Origin of the sequence: Acinetobacter sp. WU_MDCI_Abxe161, assembly GCF_025514355.1 — a bacterium.
GTDB lineage: Bacteria > Pseudomonadota > Gammaproteobacteria > Pseudomonadales > Moraxellaceae > Acinetobacter > Acinetobacter pittii_E.
The window spans coordinates 51707-70605 of sequence record NZ_JAHPTU010000015.1 but is presented as its reverse complement, the minus strand read 5'-3'; the positions used below and the strand labels follow the sequence as shown (position 1 = coordinate 70605).

Sequence of the window (18899 nt, the reverse complement as noted above, 5' to 3'; positions counted from 1 at the left end):
TATGTCACTCGTTAAATTAAGCAAAGATACACAAATCGATGAGATCGTTTCGATTATTAAAAGAGATGGTGGGGTCATCATTGAAAATTTTTTAAATGATGAAATTACCCAAGATATTTATGAGGCACTCTCAAAGCAATTAGAATTAATTCCTGACGGAGAAGATGATTATTTTGCAGGTACTAAGACCCGCCGAATGAGTCGTTTATTTGCCCGCTTGCCGCAAATGCCATTAGTTGCTATGAACCCAGTATTTTTAGACACTGCAAAAGCGATTCTTCAAACTCCTCTACATGCTTGGAGTGGTGAAAATAAAATTGAATTATGTCCAGATATCCAAGTGGGTGTGACACAAGCAATTCAAATTTGGCCCGGTCAAAAAGCTCAACCTTTACATCGTGACGATACTGTATGGATGTGGCGACATCCGGTTTATGGGCGTGAAGCTAGAGTACAAATCATGTTTGCCGTGACTGATTTTACTGAAGAAAATGGTGCTACACGTGTTATCCCTGCAAGTCATTTATGGGATGACCAAAGAGTACCTAAAGAAGATGAAACGATAGCAGCCGAAATGAAGGCTGGAGATGCTTTAATATGGATTGGTTCTACCTACCACGGCGGTGGAGCAAATGTAAGTCAAGAACCGCGTATCGGTTTAACAATGTCTTATGATCTCGGTTTCCTTCGTCAAGAAGAAAACCATTATTTATCTCTATCGTCTGAAACAGTTAAAAACTTTCCAGATGAGTTAAAAGGCTTGCTAGGCTGGAATATGAGCACGACATTTGTTGGATTTGTTGAACACGACGGTAAAATGATGAATCCAATAGATATGTTAAATGTTCAAAACTTTAAAACGTCTGGAATAATTTAATTCTTACCACGCTAAATATCAAAAAAGAGAAATCTGCATGAATTGAGATTTCTCTTTTTTATTAAAAGTGATAAATATTTTAGATTAAATAATTGTTTTTATTTGAATAATAAAAGCACTATTTGGACTGCGATTTTCATATCTGATTGTGCCCGAGTGAGCTAAAACAATGGCTTGCACAACTGCCAAACCTAACCCTGTTCCTCCTAAAGCTTTATTTCTGGACTGCTCCACTCTATAAAAAGGATTAAATAATTCTTTTTGATATTCAATGGGAATTCCCGGTCCTTCATCGACTATTTCTAATATCCATTGTCCTTGTTCAACTGAAGACTTAATTTTTAAAATTCCAGGATTAGAGTATCTAATTACATTATCGATCAACGCGATTAAAACTTGCTCCATACGTCTTGCATCGCAAGATACAAGATCATTAGAAATGTCGTAATTTATAGTAAAATTTGATTGTCTAAGTTTTTCATCAAACATCCGTATTACTTTTTCAACACATCTCAAAAAATCAACTGACTCAATATTTAACTTAAGCTGTTTATTTTCAAATAAACTCAATGTCCTCAAGTCTTCTACTAAATGTGACAGCCCTTCTACTTGATTCAACAAACTTCGAATGAGTTCCGGCTCAGCATTAAAAACCCCATCTACAATGCCCTGTAATCTGCCTTGTAAAATTGTGATGGGTGTTCTTAATTCGTGGGCAATAGCTGCATTCCATACTTGTGCATTTTGTACAGAACTTTCAAGCTTTTGAGCCATATCATTAAAATTTAAAATTAATGTAGAAATCTCTGTGGAATGGACTTTTTGATCATTTGCTCGAGCAGACAAATCACCCTCACTAATTTTATTCGCGGCATCGGCCAATGAATTGATGGGCACAATAAATCTTTTTGCTAACTGCATTCCAATGATTAAAGAAATAATTGAACCACATAAAATAACTGTACCTAGCCAAATCCAGTCAATAAAGTGAAAATCTGTCCAGTCTCCTTCCAAGGAGCTTAATGCAATCCATCCACTTTCAATTGCATAGTTATAGACAAAATATCCTAGAAATACAGACAATAAAGTGATGCTCAAATTCACCATACTAAAAGCAATAAAAAATTGCTTATTAATCCCTAATTTATTTTTCATTGTCTTTTCTCAACTTTTAGCATGTTGGATTTTTTCTATCTAATCCTATTATTGTTGGGGATGATCTAATCTATATCCGACACCGCGGACATTAATAAGCATGTGTTCAAGCCCGTGCTCTTCTAGTTTTTTTCTTAACTTACTGACATGGCTATCAACCGTTCTTTCTAAAGCTTCACTATCGGGTAAGCATTGATTCATTAACTCACCTCGAGTAAATACTCTGTGCGGCTGATTAATCATTAAGAGTAGTATTTTATATTCAGTTAACGTCAGGTTGAGTAAGATTTTCCTGTCCATCTGATTGATATAAACACTATGAATCTCGGTATTAATTTCAATATTTTTATAATGCAGATTTTTGGTCGCCGTCTGTTTGTTTTGATGGGTTCTTCTTAAAACAGCCTGCACACGTGCAACCACTTCATTCGGGTTAAATGGCTTGACTACGAAATCATCTGCACCGATTCGTAAGGCCATCACTTTATCAATATCCTGATCTAATGCGGTCAGCATAATGACAGGCGTTTGTGCTTTTTGACGAATTTTACTGAGCACTTCCCAACCATTGAGTTCAGGTAATTTAATATCAAGTAAAATCAAATCAATGAGTTGTGATGCATGAATTTCGATTGCCTGCTTACCATTCATTGCCCGAATAACTCGCATGCCTTCACGTTTTAAATATTGTTCAATAATATCCCCAATATCGTATTCATCTTCTACAACAAGAATTTGTTTATCACGGCAATCAAAAGAAAATGACGCTTCGAACATGAATCAATCATCGAATAATTACAATCATTTTAAATGATACGCTAATTTATCTGCAGATCTCCACACTTTTTCCACACTTCAGTGATGGTTGTTACACAGAGCACAGAAATAATAGCAGCATCAAAAACTCCCAAGGTTTAGACAGCATGCAAAAGCAGCTCTTACTTCCATTATTTTTATCTATTGGGCTAATCATCCAAGGTTGTAGTTCCGAAGAGGCTAAACAACCAGAAGTTCCACCGGCGAAAGTCAGTGTATTAAGTCTCCAGCCACAATCCGTTAATTTTAGCGAGAACCTTCCAGCTCGCGTTCAAGCCTTCCGTACTGCTGAAATTCGTCCGCAAGTCGGCGGTATTATCGAAAAAGTATTATTTACTCAAGGTAGTGAAGTAAAAGCTGGGCAAGCCTTATACAAAATTAATGCTGAAACTTTTCAGGCTGATGTAAATAGCAACAAGGCTTCTCTCAATAAAGCCGAAGCTGAGGTCGCACGTTTAAAGGTCCAGTTGGAACGCTATGAACAACTGTTACCAAGTAATGCGATTAGTAAACAAGAAGTCAGTAATGCTCAGGCTGAATATCGCCAAGCTTTAGCTGATGTCGCACAAATGAAAGCTCTACTCACCCGTCAAAACCTGAATCTGCAATACGCAACAGTACGTGCGCCCATCTCTGGTCGTATTGGGCAATCATTTGTGACTGAAGGTGCTTTAGTCAGCCAAGGTGATACGAAGAATTTGGCGACCATACAACAGATTGACAAAGTTTATGTTGATGTAAAGCAATCTATTGGTGAATACGAGCGCTTACAAACTGCATTACAAAACGGCGAATTATCTGCCAATAGCGATAAAACCGTTCGTATTGCTAATAGCCATGGCCAATTCTACAACGTCAGCGCAAAAATGCTGTTTGAAGATATTAATGTAGATCCGGAAACAGGTGATGTCACCATTCGTATCGTGGTGAACAACCCTGAACGTAAATTGCTTCCTGGAATGTATGTACGTGTCAATATTGACCGGGCATCCGTACCTCAAGCCCTCCTTGTACCTGCCCAAGCAATTCAGCGTAATAACAATGGTGACCCACAGGTTTATGTCATTAATGCTAAAGGTTTAGCAGATGTTCGTCCGATCGAACTTGGACAGCAATATGAGCAGTTCTACTTAGTGAATAAAGGGCTCAAAGTAGGTGACAAAGTCATCGTTGAAGGAATTGATCGTATTCAACCGAATCAAAAGCTTGAAATAAGTAAGTGGAAAGCACCCATTACTCAAGGAGCTCAATGATGATGTCACAGTTTTTCATTCGTCGCCCCGTGTTTGCATGGGTAATTGCGATTTTCATTATTTTGTTTGGATTACTCAGTATTCCCAAACTTCCTATAGCACGCTTCCCTAGTGTTGCGCCTCCACAAGTCACCATTAGTGCTGTCTACCCAGGTGCGACACCCAAAACGATTAACGATAGTGTCGTTACTCTGATTGAAAGAGAACTATCCGGCGTTAAAAATTTACTTTATTACAGCGCAACCACAGACACCTCGGGTACGGCTCAAATATCGGCGACCTTTAAACCGGGTACAGATGTTGAAATGGCACAGGTAGATGTACAAAACAAGATCAAGGCTGTTGAAGCACGTCTACCTCAAGTGGTCCGCCAACAAGGCTTACAGGTTGAAGCCTCTTCATCAGGCTTCTTGATGCTAGTCGGAATCAACTCACCGAATGGACAATATTCAGAAGTTGATCTGAGCGATTATTTAGTCCGTAACGTTGTCGAAGAATTAAAACGTGTTGAAGGTGTTGGTAAAGTCCAATCTTTCGGTGCTGAAAAAGCCATGCGCATTTGGGTTGACCCAAATAAACTGGTGTCTTATGGCCTGTCGATTAGTGATGTCAATAATGCGATTCGCGAAAATAATGTCGAGATTGCACCAGGTCGACTCGGTGACCTGCCTGCTGTCAAAGGTCAATTGATCTCGATTCCTTTATCTGCCGAAGGCCAATTGGGTGATGTTGAACAATTTAAAAATATTAGTCTCAAGAGTAAAACCAGTGGTAGTGTCATTAAACTATCTGATGTTGCCAATGTTGAGATGGGTTCACAAGCCTATAACTTTGCTATTTTAGAAAATGGTAAACCTGCAACGGCGGCAGCAATCCAGCTTAGTCCTGGCGCAAATGCTGTAAAAACGGCTGAAGGTGTCAGAGCCAAAATTGAAGAATTAAAAGTCAATTTACCTGAAGGCATGCAATTTAGTATCCCTTACGATACTGCTCCATTTGTCAAAATATCGATTGAAAAGGTAATTCACACATTACTCGAAGCCATGGTTTTGGTTTTCATTGTGATGTACCTGTTTCTTCATAATGTGCGTTATACACTTATTCCGGCAATTGTTGCTCCTATTGCATTGCTAGGAACATTCTCTGTGATGTTGCTTGCAGGGTTCTCGATTAATGTGCTCACGATGTTTGGTATGGTGCTCGCCATCGGTATTATTGTCGATGATGCCATTGTGGTGGTAGAGAATGTCGAAAGGATTATGGCAACTGAAGGTCTACATCCAAAAGAAGCAACGTCCAAGGCCATGAAAGAAATCACCAGTCCAATTATTGGGATTACCTTGGTACTTGCAGCCGTATTTTTACCAATGGCTTTTGCCAGTGGCTCAGTTGGCATTATTTATCAACAATTTACCTTAACCATGTCGGTGTCTATTCTGTTCTCGGCATTATTGGCATTGATCTTGACTCCGGCGCTGTGTGCCACCATTTTAAAACCGATTGATGGGCATCATCAAAAGAAAGGTTTCTTTGCTTGGTTTGATCGTAGCTTTGACAAAGTCACTAAAAAGTATGAGTTAATCTTACTGAAAGTGATCAAGCATAGTATTCCAATGATGGCGATCTTTATAGTCATTACAGGTCTCACCTTTGCAGGCATGAAATACTGGCCAACAGCTTTTATGCCAGAAGAAGATCAGGGCTGGTTTCTTACCACCTTCCAGTTGCCTTCCGATGCTACAGCTGAAAGAACACGAGGTGTGGTGAATGAGTTTGAAAACAGTTTAAAAGACAACCCAAACGTGAAAAGCAATACCACGATTATGGGCTGGGGCTTTAGTGGCGCAGGCCAAAACGTGGGGATGGCTTTTACCACACTCAAAGATTTTAAAGAGCGTACTTCATCGGCAAGCGAAATCACCAGCGCTGTCAATGAAACAATGGCACATAGTAAAGAAGGTTCATCTATGGCCGTTCTACCTCCAGCCATTGATGAGTTAGGTACGTTCTCTGGTTTTAGTCTTCGATTACAAGATCGGGCGAACTTAGGTATGCCTGCATTACTTGCTGCCCAAGATCAATTAGTGGCAATGGCAGCCAAAAACAAGAAGTTTTATATGGTTTGGAATGAGGGTTTACCTCAAGGAGACAATATTTCTTTAAAAATTGACCGAGATAAATTAAATGCACTCGGCGTTAAATTTGCCGACGTGTCAGACATCATCTCAACGTCAATGGGCTCAATGTATATCAATGACTTTCCAAATCAAGGTCGTATGCAGCAAGTGATTGTGCAAGTTGAAGCAAAATCACGTATGAAATTGCAAGATATTTTGAATCTTAAAGTGATGGGTGCAAGTGGTCAGTTGGTTTCTTTATCGGAAGTTGTGACGCCTCAATGGAACAAAGCGCCACAACAATACAACCGCTACAACGGACGTCCATCTTTGAGTATTGCGGGTATTCCTAACTTCGATACTTCATCTGGTGATGCAATGCGTGAAATGGAACAACTCATCGCAAAATTACCAAAAGGAATTGGCTATGAATGGACTGGTATTTCTCTTCAAGAAAAACAATCAGAATCACAAATGGCATTCTTGCTCGGTTTGTCGATGCTCGTTGTGTTCCTCGTACTCGCAGCCCTTTATGAAAGCTGGTCAATTCCGATATCGGTTATGCTGGTTGTGCCATTAGGTATGTTTGGAGCGATCATTGCCATTATGACCAAAGGGCTAATGAATGATGTGTTTTTCAAAATTGGTCTGATTACCATCATTGGTCTTTCCGCCAAGAATGCGATTTTGATTGTTGAATTCGCCAAGATGCTCAAAGAAGAAGGAATGAGTTTAGTTGAAGCTACTGTTGCCGCAGCCAAACTCCGCTTACGTCCTATTCTAATGACTTCTCTTGCCTTTACTTGTGGTGTGGTGCCTTTAGTCATTGCGACAGGCGCTAGTTCTGAAACACAACATGCGCTCGGAACTGGTGTGTTTGGCGGTATGATTTCAGCAACCATTCTAGCAATTTTCTTTGTCCCAGTATTCTTTATCTTTGTACTAGGCGCAGCCGAAAAACTGTTTTCTTCCAAACAGAAAGTTAAATCTTAAATGAAATAAAGCAAGGGAAATTAACCTGTTTCCCTTGCTCCTCTTATGCCTAAATTTATTTTATTATTTGGAGAAAAGCATGTCTAAGTCGGCTGTTTTATCTCGTGGATTTATGATTTCCACCCTCTCGATTACTTTAACTGCATGTATAAGCATGCAATCACCTCAACCCACTGTTAAGTCGAATATTCCACAAAATTTCGATGAAATTTATGCAGGTCCTTCAATTGCTGAACAAGGATATAAAGCCTTTTTTTCCGATCCTCGTTTATTGGAAGTTATTGAAATAAGTTTGAATAATAATCGCGACTTACGTACAGCAGCGTTAAATATTGAGCGTGCCCAGCAGCAATACCAAATTACCAAATACGACCAACTTCCGACGATTGGTGCGACAGCAAATGCCATTAGGCAAGTTAACCCTTCGGTAAACCCTAACAACCCTTACTCTACGTTTCAGGTGGGTTTAGGTGTAACGGCGTATGAACTGGATTTTTGGGGACGCGTTCAAAGTCTCAAAGATGCAGCATTAAATAATTACTTAGCAACACAAAGTGCTAAAGACTCAACTCAAATTAGTTTGGTGAGCCAAGTTTCACAAGCGTGGTTAAATTATTCTTTTGCTACAGCAAACTTAAATCTTGCGCAGCAAACTTTAAAAGCTCAACTTGACTCGTACAATCTGAATCAAAAGCGTTTTAATGTCGGGATTGATAGCGAAATACCTTTACGCCAAGCCCAAATTTCGGTCGAAACAGCACGTAATGATGTCGCAAACTACAAAACTCAAGTTTCACAAGCGCAGAACTTATTAAATCTTTTGGCTGGACAAGCGATTCCGTCAAACCTGCTTCCAACTCAGTCGGTTAAAACGATTACTCAAGAAAAGAATTTCTCGACTGGTTTGAGTAGCGATTTACTACAAAACCGTCCTGACCTGAAAGTCGCTGAATATCAGCTTCGTGCAGCTGGTGCCAACATCGGTGCGGCAAAAGCTCGTATGTTTCCAACCATCACACTTACGGGTTCAGCTGGATATGCATCGACTGAACTCAAAGATTTATTTAAATCTGGCGGGTTTGCATGGTCAGTTGGGCCTAGCATAGACCTGCCTATTTTTGATTGGGGAACGCGTAAAGCCAATATTAAGGTTTCAGAAATTGACCAAAAAATTGCGCTTTCTGAATATGAAAAAGCGATTCAGGCTTCTTTCCGTGAAGTCAACGATGCCTTAGCAGCCCATGTTCATATCGAAGAACGTTTAAATGCCCAGCGCCGTTTAGTCTCTGCAACCGATACCACTTATAAACTCTCTACCGCCCGCTTTAGAGCTGGAATTGATAGTTATTTGACTGTTTTGGATGCCCAGCGTTCTGCATATGCGGCTCAACAAGGTCTACTGGTTCTCGAACAAACTAAATTAAATAATCAAATTGAACTCTATAAAGCCTTGGGTGGAGGGTTAAATAAATAATTCATTCTTCATAAATCTTTTAAAGGCTAATTTGCACCCGTGATTAGCCTTTAAATTTCATGTTTTTTCTAAAAGATAAGAAATAGGTACTGTGAATTGGATAATTAGCTTAGCCCATTTAAAATCATTAATACCGTTTGCTCCATTTGCTTTTGTCTCTGTTGATCAGTGACGCCTTGAATACTAAACGCCCAATAAGCTTCAAATAAACAAACAATGACATAGGTCGCTGAGCTAATCGCCTCTGGGGTCGCTTTTGGATATTCTTGTGCCAATTGATTTTCAAAATCCGGAAGCCAGTGTTTTGTCCAAAGTGTATGGAGCATTTGCTGAATAAATGGATTTCTCGCACTTTGAGCTACCAACTCGAACCAAACTATTAAATCATCTTGAGTCCGATACACTTCAGGTGTGAACATCATGATGATTCGCTCGCTCAATGGTTTTCCACTAAAACGATGAATAATCTCAGTGCCCATTCTTGAAATGTAATGTTCAATGAAAGCGTTCATTAAATCTGAACGTGACGAAAAATAATGATGTACGAGAGTACGTTGCATGCCTGAAGCTTCCGCTACTTTGGCAAAAGTAATTCCTTCTAGCCCTTCTTTCGCCACAACTGAAACAGCAGCTTGAAGAATTTCATAAGACCTTTCTTGAGCTTTACTTGGGCGCCCTATTTTGTTTTCCATCATCGTCATAAATAAAAAAATGTTTACTAATTCATCATAGCATATTATTTTACTGACATGACAGTCAATTAATTACAAGGAAGTCATATTATGAAAATTCTTGGCCTTGATGCGGGTAGCCAAACGGAAGCTACTACCTCAAAAATCTTAACGAACAGTGAAATGACACATGCTGCCATTTTGGAACTTATAAATATCTTTGGGTTAGTCGCTTGTATCGTTCTAGCGCTTGCTGGCTGGATCTACGGTGCAAAATTTCTTAAGAAAAAGAATTTTTTGCTTGGTTTAGAGTGGTGGATTGTTGCATTTTCGGCAACGAATTTTGTCTCTTACATGCTGACAGCTTCGAATGTTAATTTTTCAATTACCATGTTTCTCGATTCATTCTCGCGTAGTTTCGGCATGCCGGTTATTGCCGTAATTGGTTTAATGGCACTGACCCATAATTACAAACCATCCACTTTTAAGGAAGTCATGCTGTTCGTATTGGCATTCGCCGGCACTTTCGTGGTTTTTCTAGCAGATTTTTTTCAAGAAATACGTCCGTATTTTTACGTCATCACGTGGAGCATTCTTGTGATGTATCTGTTCTATTTCATTATTTGCTTGGTACGCGCTGGAGAGGCTTTTCATGCATTGGCCACCACAATAACCGCTGTAGTGAGTTTAGCAGTAGCCATTGTATATGACTTTTTCCCGATCCCTGGCGACGATACCCATATGATTTTTATGACTTGGGCTTTCGTAACATGGGGCTATGCCATCATTCAGTTGTATTACGCCTATGAAGCCTTAGAACGCGCACAGAAAGTTTCTATTGGATCTTTTATTCCAGCCCGCCAGTAAAACGTACTAAGAGCATTGCTTTTAAAAAAGATTAAAGCCGGTGCTCTAGCACTGAGAAGTTATACAGAAGGATAGCGAATGAATTATTCAAATGAACAAGTGATGAGTGGCCACCCTGAATCTATGCCATTTCGTCTTTTAGGTGGTTGGATAGAACAGCCTAACGACCTTCAAACTGAGTTGGTGGGTTCGGTCATCGCAGATGTCATTGTGGTTGGTGCTGGTTTTGCCGGGTTGTCTACAGCTCTTGAACTCACTGCACGAGGTGCAAAGGTCATCGTACTTGAGCAAGAGTTTGGTGGTTTCGGTGCCAGCGGCCGTAATGCGGGTTATCTGCTTGGTAGTATGGGAATTGAATTCGAGGTGTTCGCCAAGCGCCTCGGCGTTGAACGTGCAAAACAGTTTGTCAATTTCTACGATGAGGGCGTGACCTATGTTGAAAAACGTCTGGCCGAGTTAGGCATCGATTGTGATTACAACCCTTCTGGGATTATACGCGCTGTTATAGATCCTTCGCAGGAAAAATGGCTACGCCGCAGTATGAGAGTTGGTGAAGAATTAGGTTCCCATACTCGCTTTGTAGATCAAGCCGAAATGCGTGCTCGTGGAATTCCACCAGCTTTTCTGTTTGGTAGCGAACAGCGCGGCGGCACGCTAAACCCCGGTAAATACGTGAGTGGTTTACGCCGTGCAGCCATTCAGGCAGGTGTTAAAATTTATGAAAAAACACCATTACTCTCTTATAGCGAAGGACCAATCATTACCTGCAAAACCGCTCGCGGTAGTGCAAGCGCACCCATCATGGTGTTAACCACAAATGCTTTCACACCTCAGTTGGGATTGCTACGTGATAAGGTTGCTCCGATACGGGTTTCGGCAATTGAGACCCAACAATTAACTCCAAAGCAATTGGAATCACTCGGCTGGCCTGGCCGAGAAGGTATTATTACACCGCATCTCATGATGGAAAGCCATCGACTGACTGCACATAACACAATGGTGTTGACAGTTAAGAAGTTGAATTATGTTTACGGTTCAAAAACTCCGAACGTACCAGATCACGACGCTTATACGGCACTCGCACAAACCTTACGTGAACGTCACCCAACCTTGAAAGGTCTTGGTATTAAGCACTGTTGGAGTGGATATGTTAGTGTGGCTTATGACTTTTTGCCTGTGGTTGGATCAACTGGGCCACATCAAAATATTATCTATGCAGCTGGCTGTACAGGACATGGGCTTGCGACTCAGTCGCTCATGGGGCAGCTTCTTGCAGAGAAAATTAAAGGAGTAGAAAATCCTATTCTGAAAAACTTATACCACAAGACCCCTTCTACGCTACCTGAACCACTCCAGTGGTGCGTATTTAAAACAGGTTTCAAGGCAGCGGCGTTCTATGACCGTCTAACTGACCGCAAAGCGCTTGCTGCTAAAAAGGATTCATAGAGCTAAGCATTTTTTAGTGTGGTAAATAATCAATGGACTACATGGTTGTAGTCCATTTTAAACTCGGACCATTTCTATATCTCTTTATTGCATTACCCCATATGGTACATACCAACATGTCAGCACCAGAGATTTATGCTAGGCAAAGAAAAGACATATAAGTTTAATATTTAAACTATTTACTTAATAAACATATACATCCTTTTCACAAATTTTGTTTTACCTTTAGCCTAAATCTTTAACTTCAAGTGATTACACATGACTAAAAGAACAATAAATATTTATGGAGCAAGACAAAATAATCTTAAAAATATTTCATTAAAAATTCCTAAACACCAAATTGTCGCCTTTACCGGAGTTTCAGGTTCAGGGAAGTCTTCTTTAGTATTTGAAACGATTGGCGCGGAGGCACAAAGACAAATCAACGAAACTCAAGACAGTTTTGTGCGTAATCGTTTACAACATTTTGGTGTCGCTGATGTCGATAAAATTGAGAATTTAAATGTACCTGTCATTATTAATCAAAAGCCTTTGACGGGTAACATCCGCTCAACAGTGGCAACAATTACAGATATTTATGCCAATCTTCGCTTATTATTTTCACGTATGGGTGAACCTTTTGTTGGATATTCCAACGTTTTTTCTTTTAATCACCCCAACGGCATGTGCCCGCAATGCGAAGGTATTGGTCTAGAGCAAACAATTGATATCTATAAAATATTAGATTTAGATAAATCCTTAAATGAAGAAGGTGCTATAGACTTCCCGACTTATCAACCTACAGCATGGCGTTGGACGCGATATGCAGATTCAGGTTATTTCGATTTAGATAAAAAATTAAAAGACTATAGTGAAAAAGAATGGGAATTATTTTTATATGCTCCTCAGCACAAGCCTTTAAACCCAACAAGTAAATGGAGAAAAACGGCACTATATGAAGGATTAGTGACCCGCTTTGAACGTAATTTTTTAAAAGGCGAAGCGCAGGAAAGAAATCGCTATCGAAATAAACTTGAGCAAATTATTACCACCAAAGAATGCTCCCTATGTAAGGGACAACGGCTTAATCAAAAATCTTTATCTTGTAAGATTAACGGTAAAAATATTGCCGAATGTACCGCTCTATCCGTTTCAATGCTTTTAGAGTTTATCGAATCGATAAAAAGTGAAAAATTTGAAACCGTTTTGCATGAAATCATCAATAAACTGACTAATTTAAATCTCGTTGGACTTAGCTATTTAAACCTTAACCGTGTGAGCAATACGTTGTCGGGAGGTGAATCACAACGAATCAAAATGGTTAAACATTTGGGTAACAGTCTGGTTGACTTACTCTATATTTTTGATGAACCAAGCATTGGTCTTCACCCCAAAGATTTAGATAATATTATTAAAATTATTCAAAAAATTAGAGATAAAGGAAATAGCGTTTTACTGGTTGAACATGACCCTGATCTGATTAGAACAGCGGATCATGTCATTGATATGGGACCTCTTTCTGGCACCAACGGCGGTGAAATTATTTACCAAGGCACTTTCGAAGAATTAAAAAATTCATCAGGTTTAACAGGTGAGTTTTTTAGACGGCCAAATACCTATAAAAAAACACCACGTGTAGGCAAAGAATGGATTTCAATTAAAAATGCTCATTTATTCAATTTAAAAAATATTGATGTCGATATTCCTAAGAACTGTTTAACCGTGATTACAGGAGTGGCTGGTTCAGGAAAAAGTACATTAATCAGTAAAGTATTACCCCAACAATATCCTGAAACAAAAGTCATTAATCAATCTGCAATTACTGCCAGCATTCGGTCCAATTTACTGACCTATCTCGACCTTCTTGATCCGATTCGCCATCTATTTGCAAAAGCCAATAAAGTAAGTGCCAAGCTGTTTAGTTTTAATAGCGAAGGTGCGTGTCCTCAATGTAAAGGCTCAGGTATCGAAAGGATTGAACTCGCATTTTTAGATGATGTTGAAATGACATGTGATGTTTGTCATGACTCAGGATATGCGCCTGAAGTATTAAAGTATCTTTATAAAGGTAAAAATATTGCTGAAATTTTAAAAATGACTGTTGCAGAAGCAAGTCAATTTTTTGAAGATCAAACTTTACAGCAGCAATTTAATGCTCTGGTCAGCTTGGGACTAGACTATATTGCAATCGGCCAACGCTTAAATACATTTTCGGGTGGTGAGCGTCAAAGGTTAAAACTCACAAAACAAATCAATGAAACAGATAATATTTTTGTATTAGATGAGCCGAGTACGGGCCTACATCCTTCTGATACTGAAAAATTAATTAGTTTATTAAATAACTTAGTTGATAAAGGCAATACGGTCATTGTGATTGAACATAACTTAGACATCATGAGTCAAGCAGATTGGATTATTGATATTGGTCCATTGGCGGGTGATAAAGGTGGAGAACTGGTGTTCTCAGGAACTGTTGGTGGTTTGCTTTCAGCAGAAAAATCTTTAACTGGCTACTATTTGAAAAAATATCTAGAGCTGTAGTAATTTGATTGCCTAGCTTGGCACAATCAAGTTTTAAATGTGAGAGTCTTTTAGACTCTCATACCCTTAATTATAGTAAAAAATACTCATCCAACTATTCACGCTCATTCACTTGTAGGTAACATTATGATCGGTACTTGGCCTGAATCATCAGCATGATAATAACGAACAACGAAGGTATTGCAGCAATCACAAATAAATGAGTAATGACCAGAAATTGAGAGAGATAACCGCCAAACAACGGACCGATGACCGAACCCAAACGGGCAATCCCAATACTCCAGCCCACCCCAGTGGTACGAAGTGAAACTGGATAATAACTGGCAGACAGCGCATTAATGGCAGGTTGCCCGCCAACAATAGCAAAGCCAGCAATGAAAATAATGATAAATAATAAAACGATATGGCTAACAGCATAGCCAATCAAAGCAACACTCATCACTGCAACCAAAAAAACAGGAATTAATACTTTATAAAATCCTGTCTTATCGATTTTAAGACCCATTACCACACTACCAATCGTACCGCCTAATTGTAGAGTGGAGCCGATCATCAATGCCTGATTTAATGAGAGTCCAGACTCTTTGGCCAAAGTCGGTAGCCAGTTCGCCAGAAAATAGAGACTGATCATATTTAAAATACTGATGATCCAAATAGAATAGGTAAAAAACGCGCGCTTATTTTTAAATAACTCAAGCGGTGACTTTTTAACCTGAACTTCAGTAGTATTAATGATTTTCATCTCTGAATTGAATGTTAACGCAGGATAAAATTTCTTTAACCAAAACAAAATTTTGGGAGTATTTTTGCTATTTTCACTTAAAAAATATAAAGACTCTGGCAACTTAAAGAACGTGATAAAGAAAATAATTAAAGGAACAATACCGCCAAAATAGAAAATCGCCTGCCATCCTCCCCAAGGAACTAATAAGGCTGATATGCCTCCCCCTAACATTGCCCCTACTGTATAGCCACAAGAAATGACCATCATGGTGAAAATACGAGATTTATATGGAACAATTTCGGAGCTATAAGCCATGACATTTGGCATGATACCTCCTAAAAATATTCCTGTAACAAAGCGGATTGCAGTCAATTGCTCAATATTGCCGACATGTGGTGTTACCAGCATCAATATGGAGAACATAAAGGTTGAGATCAGTAGTATTGGACGGCGGCCAAAACGGTCAGAAAGTGAACTTAATAAAAATGATCCGACAAACAAACCAAATAAGCTGGCGCTAAACACAACGCCTAACATGGTTTTATGAACGCCCCATTCTTCTATAATCATTGGGGCTGCGTAAGCCATGGACTGAATGTCATACCCATCCATAATCATCAGTAGTAAACAGGTGAACAAAATAAATTTCTGATAACGTCCGACTTTCTGCTGATTGATCAAATCACTTAATGCAACTTCTCTCATGGTCATCCTTTCTCCATGTTGCGTTTTCAATTATTTTCATTCTAATTACGTTATTAATAATTAATTTATGAATAACGTAAAACAAAAATAACAATATTCTCCCCCAAAAGTCAAAACATTAACTTTTTCGGTTGATCACACAGCGCTTACGGTCTACTTATCACACCATATTTTTAAATTATTATTTTAATTCAGCTACTTGGTTTAAAAACTGCTCTAGCATGACATCTCTTTCTTCCGAGTTATTGGAACTTAGAAATTGCATCATCAAGCCATCAATTAGGTTTAATACCATGTTGGCATCGGGTTTCATTACATAATTTTCTAGGCTAAAAATCAGATCAAAAATCTCATGAAGTAGCTATTTTCGATATTCAACCGCCATGCGATAACCTTGAGATTAAACGATTCTAATTTCAAATATGACTTTTAACAGCAGATGGCGCAGGCTATTAAAAAAGATATGTAAATGCACAATTTCTTTGAGTTTTTTGCTTGAAGTGTAATAACGAAATGTTGCACCCAAAATCGCATGATTTGCCAATTGTGCGGCTTTATTCTTATTTTCTCTCCCTAACCAAACTCCTTACCAATAACATTAGCGGCATAAGCTGCAAGTACATTGGCTGCAACTTGGATATCTGTTTGTCCACCAAGTGCCCCTGTGACTTCCATGGTCACTGCATTCAAGGTTCGACTCTTGTCTCCGCCCATACCCCACGCTTGATTCATATCACTTGCCTTAGTGTAGTCAGGCGAATATTGACGTAGATCTTCCTCTTGCTTCGCTAAATCAAAGTTTAGATTGACCTAATTTTAAATTTGGATAGTCTGTAAAAGCTTTCACTGTTTTAGGGTCGATATTAATGGTTGCATCACTTCTAGACTCATTATTTCTTATATTTGATCTAATATTCCCACAAGTTAGTAAAATCACTAAAATATAAAACACTATCTCTAGCAAATACAATTAAATTTTTACGCCCTGTGAGACTAAAATAAATCTCCATAGTCTCATTCAATGGTTCCACAGCATCATAAAACCACCAAGGAAAGTATGGTATTGAATGTAAAGATGTTAAATTTTTAGATAATTGCAAATAGTTTACTGGATAAGTGAACTCTGCTGGCAGCTCAGCTTTACTAAATGGTTTAAAAGTATTTTGAAACATAACAATCTACCTATTACTTACCTTTTATTACTTTAGGATCAAAAATACTTCCATATGGAAATTATATAGACCAATTATATGGATTCGCCAAGTAATCTGCCGCTGTTTCACTTGCACCTCCTACAGTTGCAAGTTAATTTCACTAAGTTAGTAGCCAAGTTGAATAAACTACCAATTATCCTGCAAACATTTTACCCATCTCTCAGCTGCACCAGCTCCAAATATCGTTTCTTCTTTACACCAAGCAAATAAAAAATCTTCACCAATAATATAGAAATTAAAATTATATGTATTTTTAAAAATTCTTGACAAATCATCAAAACTTTTAAAATTAAATATTTTTTTACAGTAATAAAAATCAAAAAATATATATAAATCTTGTTTTTTAGGATTACAAAACTCAAAAAGCCGTTCCATTTGAGAAGCTCCCATAGGTAAATGTGCACCCTCTGTCTCTTTTTTTAATTCCTGCCATAGTTCAGAATCATTTAAAGCAGGCGGTTTCCTAAAATATTTTTCAAAAACTTGAACATAAAAATTCTCACTTTTACTAATATCTAGCTCACTATAAAAAATGTTTAATTCCTCAGCTACTTCAAAAAAATCTTCAATAAAAAAATCTTCACCTTTTAACATAGATAAATCACTCTTTAAAAATTGTTTATCGAACTTTTTCTTTAGATCGATTAGCAGAAACATCATCTAACAAAATATGACCCACTACACTTTTCTCACCTTTTCCTGAAGTCTGCCAACCTACATGCGGCACCGCTAAAGTACCCTTACCATCATGGGCAACATCTACACTTACTTCTGCTCCCTTATATTTACTCCCAAGTATTGTTCTATATTCAATTAGCACAAGGAGCTAGGGCATTGGCTGCAACTTGAATATCTGTTTGTCCATCAAGTGCCCCCTGTGACTGCCATGGTCACTGCATTCAGTGCCCGACTCTTATCTCCGCCCTACCCCATTGCTGGGTTACCGCTTTTTCATTTGCAAGCACAGCGTCATAAATACCATATTGTGCTAAGTATTGATCTCTCTCTGCCGCAGTTTTCCTCTATCTAATAGTTAGATTATAAATACTACTACTGCATCTTTAACTCGACTTATAAAAAAGCCTATCTAAAATTGATAGGCTTTTTATACTAGAATGAAATATTCAGGCTATTTTTTATTTTTCTCCTTCAATTTTACCCGTTTCTCCCACTCCTCAAAAGGAATGTTATATTCATCTAGCTCTTCTTCTTTCAAATCACTAACTGCCTTCATATATAATCCAGGCCAATGATCTTCTTCTGAAATATAGGCAAATTCTATATTAAATTTCCCTTCCTCTGTTAAAGTTAATTTATAGTTAGTCCATTTTTCTTTAAAAACATCCAAAGATCTCAATTCATCAATTAATATACATATTTTATTTTCAATTTCATAAGCACGTTCACCGAAAGGAAATGTCTCAATTTTCCCATTTTTAAGAAGCCATTTTGCCCCACCTGAAAAATGCTCAGGATAAATATCTCCTGTAAAATATATTACAGTTGCATCTTCAGGCATTATAGACCATAAAAGTTCACCTATTTTTTGATATATTTCTTGATCTTTCATAAACTATTTTCCTGTAGCAGTTCCAGTGAGGCTACTTCAAGAATTATTTTCCGATACAATATAATCCTCATACTCCCATTGAAAATACCTTGATAGTTTAAATGAAATATCATTCCAATCATTTCCATCACACTTATCAATATATTTATTAATAATATTTAATATTTTTTCAAAATCATAATCTCTTACCAACAACACATGTCTAATAATTTTATTTTCAAACACATCATTTGAAATTAAATACTCAGGACTACAAACAGTAATATCAAAAAAATCTACCCCTTCTTCATTTTCAAGACCAATAGCACAAGTAAAAGTAATATAAATATCACTTCGTTCTATTGGCATATACTCATATGGATTTTCATGTGACCAATCAATTGACTTCAATATAGCTTTCATAATCAACCTATTGCTTAATAATATCTAAATGTGCATTACCAACTTTAACAGACTTTCCATAACTATTTATTTCAAATGTTTCAAAATTAGCTTGA

General features: G+C 38.1%; 17 protein-coding genes and 2 pseudogenes. 7 read left to right on the top strand and 12 right to left on the bottom strand.

Going from position 1 to position 18899, the window contains the following annotated elements:
• The first annotated feature begins 1 nt into the window (after position 1).
• Entirely contained in the window at positions 2-877 is an 876-nt protein-coding gene (locus tag KTI78_RS15025) for a phytanoyl-CoA dioxygenase family protein (protein WP_262446575.1), read from the top strand.
• An 84-nt stretch (positions 878-961) separates the two neighbouring features.
• Here the strand turns inward: KTI78_RS15025 and adeS are convergent, their stop codons facing one another.
• Together adeS and adeR are read right to left on the bottom strand one after the other, a co-directional pair.
• The gene (gene adeS, locus KTI78_RS15020; protein ID WP_262446574.1) at positions 962-2032 is read right to left on the bottom strand and encodes a two-component sensor histidine kinase AdeS; all 1071 of its coding nucleotides are present in this window, start codon (positions 2030-2032) and stop codon (positions 962-964) included.
• A 48-nt stretch (positions 2033-2080) separates the two neighbouring features.
• Positions 2081-2809, bottom strand: coding sequence for an efflux system response regulator transcription factor AdeR (adeR, locus tag KTI78_RS15015; protein ID WP_262446573.1), 729 nt, complete (start codon positions 2807-2809; stop codon positions 2081-2083).
• A gap of 146 nt (positions 2810-2955) precedes the next feature.
• Here adeR and KTI78_RS15010 point away from each other — a divergent pair, with 146 nt between their 5' ends.
• From KTI78_RS15010 to adeC, 3 genes are all read left to right on the top strand, one after another.
• Positions 2956-4101 (top strand): efflux RND transporter periplasmic adaptor subunit, encoded by a 1146-nt coding sequence (locus KTI78_RS15010; RefSeq protein ID WP_239967679.1) that lies wholly within the window; start codon positions 2956-2958, stop codon positions 4099-4101.
• Positions 4101-7211: an efflux RND transporter permease subunit gene (locus KTI78_RS15005; RefSeq protein ID WP_262446572.1), complete on the top strand. Its 3111-nt coding sequence runs from the start codon at positions 4101-4103 to the stop codon at positions 7209-7211. Before KTI78_RS15010 ends, KTI78_RS15005 begins: the two co-directional genes overlap by 1 nt.
• Before the next feature lie 79 nt (positions 7212-7290).
• A complete protein-coding gene (gene adeC, locus KTI78_RS15000) occupies positions 7291-8685 on the top strand; it encodes an AdeC/AdeK/OprM family multidrug efflux complex outer membrane factor (protein ID WP_262446571.1) in 1395 nt (464 codons plus the stop codon).
• A 104-nt stretch (positions 8686-8789) separates the two neighbouring features.
• Here adeC and KTI78_RS14995 read toward each other — a convergent pair whose 3' ends face one another.
• The gene (locus KTI78_RS14995; RefSeq protein WP_262446570.1) at positions 8790-9386 is read right to left on the bottom strand and encodes a TetR/AcrR family transcriptional regulator; all 597 of its coding nucleotides are present in this window, start codon (positions 9384-9386) and stop codon (positions 8790-8792) included.
• 81 nt (positions 9387-9467) lie between these two features.
• Here KTI78_RS14995 and KTI78_RS14990 point away from each other — a divergent pair, with 81 nt between their 5' ends.
• The 3 genes from KTI78_RS14990 (at position 9468) to KTI78_RS14980 (ending at position 14189) form a co-directional block, all read left to right on the top strand.
• A complete protein-coding gene (locus tag KTI78_RS14990) occupies positions 9468-10223 on the top strand; it encodes a hypothetical protein (protein WP_262446569.1) in 756 nt (251 codons plus the stop codon).
• A 78-nt stretch (positions 10224-10301) separates the two neighbouring features.
• A complete protein-coding gene (locus KTI78_RS14985) occupies positions 10302-11669 on the top strand; it encodes an NAD(P)/FAD-dependent oxidoreductase (protein ID WP_262446568.1) in 1368 nt (455 codons plus the stop codon).
• 258 nt (positions 11670-11927) lie between these two features.
• The gene (locus KTI78_RS14980; protein WP_262446567.1) at positions 11928-14189 is read left to right on the top strand and encodes an excinuclease ABC subunit UvrA; all 2262 of its coding nucleotides are present in this window, start codon (positions 11928-11930) and stop codon (positions 14187-14189) included.
• A 124-nt stretch (positions 14190-14313) separates the two neighbouring features.
• Here the strand turns inward: KTI78_RS14980 and KTI78_RS14975 are convergent, their stop codons facing one another.
• From KTI78_RS14975 to KTI78_RS14940, 9 genes and pseudogenes are all read right to left on the bottom strand, one after another.
• Positions 14314-15618 (bottom strand): MFS transporter, encoded by a 1305-nt coding sequence (locus KTI78_RS14975; protein WP_262446587.1) that lies wholly within the window; start codon positions 15616-15618, stop codon positions 14314-14316.
• A gap of 181 nt (positions 15619-15799) precedes the next feature.
• A pseudogene (locus KTI78_RS14970) lies at positions 15800-16129 on the bottom strand (TetR family transcriptional regulator); the annotation flags it as partial.
• A 62-nt stretch (positions 16130-16191) separates the two neighbouring features.
• Positions 16192-16350, bottom strand: a complete 159-nt coding sequence (locus KTI78_RS14965; protein WP_262446566.1) for a hypothetical protein — start codon at positions 16348-16350, stop codon at positions 16192-16194.
• A gap of 176 nt (positions 16351-16526) precedes the next feature.
• Positions 16527-16790: a hypothetical protein gene (locus KTI78_RS14960; RefSeq protein WP_262446565.1), complete on the bottom strand. Its 264-nt coding sequence runs from the start codon at positions 16788-16790 to the stop codon at positions 16527-16529.
• 168 nt (positions 16791-16958) lie between these two features.
• Entirely contained in the window at positions 16959-17426 is a 468-nt protein-coding gene (locus tag KTI78_RS14955; protein WP_262446564.1) for a hypothetical protein, read from the bottom strand.
• Positions 17427-17451: 25 nt separating this feature from the next.
• Positions 17452-17646 carry a polymorphic toxin type 47 domain-containing protein gene (locus tag KTI78_RS14950; RefSeq protein ID WP_410374419.1) on the bottom strand — a complete coding sequence of 65 codons (195 nt, stop codon included), beginning with the start codon at positions 17644-17646 and terminating at the stop codon, positions 17452-17454.
• 1 nt (position 17647) lies between these two features.
• Positions 17648-17848, bottom strand: a pseudogene (locus KTI78_RS17680) (hypothetical protein); the annotation flags it as partial.
• Positions 17849-17961: 113 nt separating this feature from the next.
• Positions 17962-18402 (bottom strand): antitoxin YezG family protein, encoded by a 441-nt coding sequence (locus tag KTI78_RS14945; protein WP_262446562.1) that lies wholly within the window; start codon positions 18400-18402, stop codon positions 17962-17964.
• A 36-nt stretch (positions 18403-18438) separates the two neighbouring features.
• The gene (locus tag KTI78_RS14940) at positions 18439-18804 is read right to left on the bottom strand and encodes an immunity 8 family protein (RefSeq protein ID WP_262446561.1); all 366 of its coding nucleotides are present in this window, start codon (positions 18802-18804) and stop codon (positions 18439-18441) included.
• Positions 18805-18899: the final 95 nt, after the last annotated feature.